Source organism: Nostoc sp. (assembly GCF_041747015.1).
GTDB lineage: Bacteria > Cyanobacteriota > Cyanobacteriia > Cyanobacteriales > Nostocaceae > Nostoc.
In genome coordinates, this window is sequence record NZ_JBGTFY010000081.1 from 1 (window position 1) to 5,039 (window position 5,039).

Annotated in this window: 5 protein-coding genes; 1 reads left to right on the forward strand and 4 read right to left on the reverse strand. The window is 39.0% G+C overall.

Annotated elements, in window-relative coordinates:
• Nucleotides 1–345: 345 nt before the first annotated feature.
• The 3 genes from ACEW80_RS06280 to ACEW80_RS06290 all read right to left on the reverse strand — a co-directional run bounded on the left by ACEW80_RS06280 (nt 346) and on the right by ACEW80_RS06290 (nt 2,924).
• Entirely contained in the window at nt 346–1,464 is a 1,119-nt protein-coding gene (locus tag ACEW80_RS06280) for a hypothetical protein (RefSeq protein WP_373525772.1), read from the reverse strand.
• Between the two features lie 33 nt (nt 1,465–1,497).
• Complete coding sequence (locus tag ACEW80_RS06285; RefSeq protein WP_373525773.1) at nt 1,498–2,178, reverse strand: uracil-DNA glycosylase; 681 nt, start codon at nt 2,176–2,178, stop codon at nt 1,498–1,500.
• Nucleotides 2,179–2,507: 329 nt separating this feature from the next.
• A complete protein-coding gene (locus ACEW80_RS06290; protein WP_323233700.1) occupies nt 2,508–2,924 on the reverse strand; it encodes a hypothetical protein in 417 nt (138 codons plus the stop codon).
• A gap of 519 nt (nt 2,925–3,443) precedes the next feature.
• Here ACEW80_RS06290 and ACEW80_RS06295 point away from each other — a divergent pair.
• Nucleotides 3,444–3,641, forward strand: coding sequence for a DUF2811 domain-containing protein (locus ACEW80_RS06295; protein WP_094346403.1), 198 nt, complete (start codon nt 3,444–3,446; stop codon nt 3,639–3,641).
• A 107-nt stretch (nt 3,642–3,748) separates the two neighbouring features.
• Here ACEW80_RS06295 and ACEW80_RS06300 read toward each other — a convergent pair.
• On the reverse strand, nt 3,749–5,039 hold a 1,291-nt coding region (locus tag ACEW80_RS06300), incomplete at its 5' end, for an ATP-dependent RecD-like DNA helicase (RefSeq protein WP_373525774.1).

The following is a 5,039-nucleotide window of genomic DNA, read 5'->3' on the forward strand; positions in this document are numbered from 1 at the left end:
CCGCTCCTGAAGGGGACTTGACGCCACGCTCACGTGAGCTAGATCAAATTCTTCGTTTAGCCGCCTAGACCACCAGTTGCAACTTTTTGATACTTAGCTCAGGAATTTAATTTCTGGGTCAATTTCTGCAAAAGTATAGGGAATAAGTAACTTAAAAGCTCTTGTTTCAAATATGGACCGGAGGCGGAGCGGCTCCGGCTCCGCACTGCTAAGTTATCGCACTACGTGCCTTAAAAATCTTCTTTTTTTATTCGACCTATTTAAAAATAGGGGCTTCATACCATGAATGTAAAATGGTAATCAGCATCACCATGTCAGAAAAGAAAAATTGTACACTTAGAGAATTTACAATAATCCAACTTTTTTCAGGCGCGATAGCAATCCATTCCGGGTGCTATAATTTTTTTGCATCTGCTTAATAGAAGCTTTGAACTCCTCTAGCTTTCCTTGATATTCAGCCAATTCCCGTAAGTCAATTAGATGTGCAACTGCTTGGTCATAAGTTTTGGATTGCTTGAATTCAAGTAACTTATATATATCTGACCATACTTTATCTTGATTTTTAGCTAGAACTTCTAACTTCCGGATTTTTTCCTGTTGTGCTGCTAATTTTTCTCGTTGCTGAAGCTGTTGCATTTGCTCATTAGCATTTTCTAGTAACTGGGAGAATGAGCGTCTGTGAGTATCATAATTGCTATCACTTTTCCGAATTTTAAATAGTTCGCGCAGTCGGTTTATAAGTTGTATTCCAACATTAATTTCACCTGTTGCCAATTTCAAAAGAAAATAGTCTTTTTCCTCTGATGACAAAGCTGTAATCCACTCTTTTATGGGTTCAGTATTTTCTTTTTTATCAATACTCACTTGAGATGCCGATGCAATTAAATCCTGGTCAATATCAAATAACTCTATAAAAGTCCCAATCGCATCAGGTAGCTTTTTCAAATTGGCTGGGACAGGTGGTTCAACTAAATCTTCTTCATCTTCCCCTTCTTCAATTGCTATTGAAGCTGCTTTTAACCAAGCCAGATAGAAAACTCGGTAATCTCCTTGCAAAATATCATCACGCAATTGCACTAACTTCGCTAGCCATCCCTCTCCTTCTATCCAATCTCCATATTCTTCATCCTGGATACTGATATCTACAATTACATAATTTTTGCTACTTGATACAGTAATTTTATCAGCTAAACAATAAGGTTCAAAAACTGATGGAGCAACCACTGTTTTAGGGAAACGAAACATTAATTGTCGCGTTCCCCAATTCGCCATGTATAACATGATGTCGAAACACTTTTCTAGAACTTCCTTGGGTTCACATCGAAAGTCTCCATAGCTGTAGGTAAAAATTGCGTTTGTTGCACTCAGTTGTACCCGACTAGATAAACTACTTATATATGCTTGTTCTGATGCAGTTAATGGTCGGTCTAATGCCTGGAATTCGTAATACTGGTACTCGCTCATAGTTTTCTTTATCTTTAATAAAGTATTTAATTTTTAAATATTTGGTATTTGCCAATTAATTTCTGATTGTCCATAAGAAATTAATGCAGAATTAATAGCTGAAAAGGGCTTGCTGCCAAAAAAACCATTGTGAGCAGAAAGTGGTGAAGGATGTGCTGATTGAATTATGATATTTTTGTTAGTATCTATCAGCTTTAATTTCTTTTGTGCATCCTTACCCCACAGCACAAAGATCACAGGTGCAGGTTTCTGGCTAATTTTACTAATTACCACATCTGTAAAAGTTTCCCAACCCTTATTTTTATGAGAATTTGCCATGCCTACTCTGACACTTAGTACTGTATTTAACATCAATACACCCTGTTTAGCCCATGTTACAAGATAGCCATTATTTGGGGTTTCAAATCCAATATCTTGTTTAAGTTCTTTAAATATGTTGCCAAGTGATGGAGGTGGTTTTACCCCTGGTCTTACTGAAAAACATAAACCATGTGCTTGGTTTTCATTGTGATATGGATCTTGTCCCAGCAATACGACTTTTACTTGGTCGTAAGGTGTCAGTTCAAAAGCAGAAAATGTCTCTTCTTTAGCTGGATAGATAGTATAAGATAACCTTTCACTTATTAGAAACTCTTGAAGTTTAGTAAAGTAAGGTTGTTTAAATTCTTCAGCTATTACTCTCTGCCAATCATTAGGAAATTGCAAATTTATCATTCGATGATTATTTAGCGTCCAGACATATTATCCTACATTTCGTAACCCTCAAAAATTCCGTGTTTTTCACAAATAACTAACACTGTGATGCAGTTAGATAATATCTTATAAACCTAGAAACAGAGGCGCTTCTTGCCGATCGTATTTAGCTAGATAATCTCTAATGGTAATTTCAGTAGTGATTCTCACTAATATCCAAGCTAGGATTAATTAGCGGTAAAGGTTGAAACGTATAAAATTCAGACATATTGAGCGATATTGTTACTTTTTTATGAGCCAAACAATTTTATATTTCTATCTCAAAAATCATTAAATCTGTCGAAATTTGATTAATCTAAATACAATGCTGAACTTTGAAATGCCTCTTCTGGTGTCCCATAAAAAGTACCATTGTTAAATACGCTAGGTTCGTACTTTTCATTACTATAGGTATAAAAAGCCTTTGTCCATTTCTCTTCATTCCCTTTGTACCGCAATCGACACAGATGAATTGGTGTATTTTTGGCTCTCTCTATATATTCAGAGCGTGTTATTTTAAACATTGATAGGTCATCATTGTCTGGTAGAAATGGTTCTTTATAAGCATCTATGTAACAGAAATATCCCTTAAAACGGACTTCAATACGTATGTATTTTCCTGCATAATGCTGCTCTGCATAAGTTAATATCCGGTGCTTTGTTCTCTGTTTGACCTGCTCCGGGATTTTTACCCCTCCTGAATGTGGATCGTTTACCCATCCTCTCATGATTAGCTCCTTGGGAATACTGAGGCCGATATTACACTGCAACGGCAGAGATTACAAATCTGAACTTTTTGCAATTCTTATCATTACCTCTACCTTTCCTGCCAGATTCCACAGACTTTCTACAGCTATTTCTGCTGTTTTCCACAGTTGTTTTACAAGATAATCGGCTTCTGTTCACCCAATGGGTATTTTGTCATGTCTGTAGCAATCAGTCTGCTTTACTGAGTTATTATTACGTAACGTAAACAAAACCTACTTCTAACCCTAGCTTTCACGTAATTATTTATTTTTTCTATATTTATCTTTAACATTTTGCAACATTGACAAACTGAGCCAATCAGCACAAAATAAATCCACTAGCCTTTGCCGCCTGTTCCATTTTGAGCATCAACTGTATAAAACTATTCAGTTGTTAGTGCCAGTGGTGCGGCTAGCATTGAATGGGTGAAACTGTACTTGCACTGTATCACCTTTAGCTTGTTGTCCCTATTGATTTGCTTTTTCTGAAGCTTTTATTATATGAACTCAACCCAAAACATTTTTACTACTCTTCCCGAAACACTACATCAATCTCTCAACACCTACTTAGAAAAACATCCTGATTGGGATGAGAATCGGCTTATTACCGCAGCTATCTCTCTGTTTCTGCTGCAAAATGCTGATGGAGATCGCGGTGTTTCCCAAGTTTATCTCGAAACTCTGTTTCGTCGTGGCTAATGTTATTCCCTAGAAGACACGAATGCCGTGTTTACCTAACTGCCGATATTCCATAAGTTATCTCCTTCTGACCTTTTTTGAATCCAAAATTCAAAATTCTGTTTCAGTCATGCCTGAAGTAACCTCTGCTTTAACCTTGTGTAGCGCTTTTGGTCATCGGTAGAGCGCACCGCTAGAGATATCGCTTTTTTAGCTCCAACCACGATCGCTAACTTCTTGGCACGAGTTATACCAGTGTAAAACAGGTTTCGGGTTAACATCATATAATGCTGCATATAAATTGGCATAATCACCACCGGATACTCTGAACCCTGGCTTTTATGAATAGTCACGCTCCAGGCTAAAGTAATTTCGTTGAGATCAGCATAGTCATAAATCACAGTACGCTCTCCATACTGCACAATTACTTCTTGTTCAACAGTATCAATCTCGGTGATAATTCCCAAATCCCCATTGAAGACTTCACGCTGGTAATCATTCATTTGTTGAATGACGCGATCGCCAACTCGCAGTATCATCCCACCTCTATTAATTTCCACCTTGTCGGGGGTAGGTGGATTAATCAACTGCTGCAACACAGTATTAAGGTTGCGAGTCCCTACCAAGCCCCGCGACATTGGACAAAGTACTTGCACATCAGTGGAAGGATTAAAACCTAGGCGGGGAATCAAATCGGTAATCAACTCGCAGATTGCCTGTACACCATGTTCTGGCTGATGTCCGCCGCCATGCCATAGGCAATCAGACACGGGATTGTCGCAAATTGGCTCAATTGTCGGATAAATTCCTCGATTAGTTTGGTGAGCAGCAGTGATAATAGCACTTGTTTGAGCTTGGCGGAATACCTGGGTCAACCGCACCACGGGAACTCGCCCAGAATTAATCAGGTCAGCAAGTATTTGACCTGGGCCCACAGATGGTAACTGGTCAATGTCACCCACCAACAACAGTAGAGCGCCAGCCAATACTGCTTTAACCAAGGAGTAAGCCAGAAATAAATCAAGCATCGAAGCTTCATCAACGATAATTGCTGTATGGGGCAAAGGATTGTCACTGTCACATTTAAATCCTCTTGTCCTGGGGTCAAATTCCAACAAGCGATGTATGGTTTTGGCTTCTAGCCCAGTCATTTCACCCAAGCGTTGAGCAGCGCGTCCAGTTGGTGCAGCCAAAGCAATAGATTTACCCATTGCTTTCCATAAACTAACTATGGTGTGGGTGGTGAAAGTCTTTCCAACGCCAGGACCACCTGTGAGGATCATGATTTTGGAGTAGGCTGCTGTTTCTACAGCTTGGCGTTGCTGTTCTGAAAGCTGAATTTTACGGCTGGCTGTAAAGCGGTCAATCCAATCACGCACACGCTCAATGTCAGTGCCAACAGGATTTTCCAAGCGTTGG

Bases quoted from the DNA above. Each gene is read 5' to 3' on its own strand.
- ACEW80_RS06280 (WP_373525772.1), bottom strand. From the start codon at position 1,464: ATGAGCGAGTACCAGTATTACGAATTCCAGGCATTAGACCGACCATTA.
- ACEW80_RS06285 (WP_373525773.1), bottom strand. From the start codon at position 2,178: ATGATAAATTTGCAATTTCCTAATGATTGGCAGAGAGTAATAGCTGAA.
- ACEW80_RS06290 (WP_323233700.1), bottom strand. From the start codon at position 2,924: ATGAGAGGATGGGTAAACGATCCACATTCAGGAGGGGTAAAAATCCCG.
- ACEW80_RS06295 (WP_094346403.1), top strand. From the start codon at position 3,444: ATGAACTCAACCCAAAACATTTTTACTACTCTTCCCGAAACACTACAT.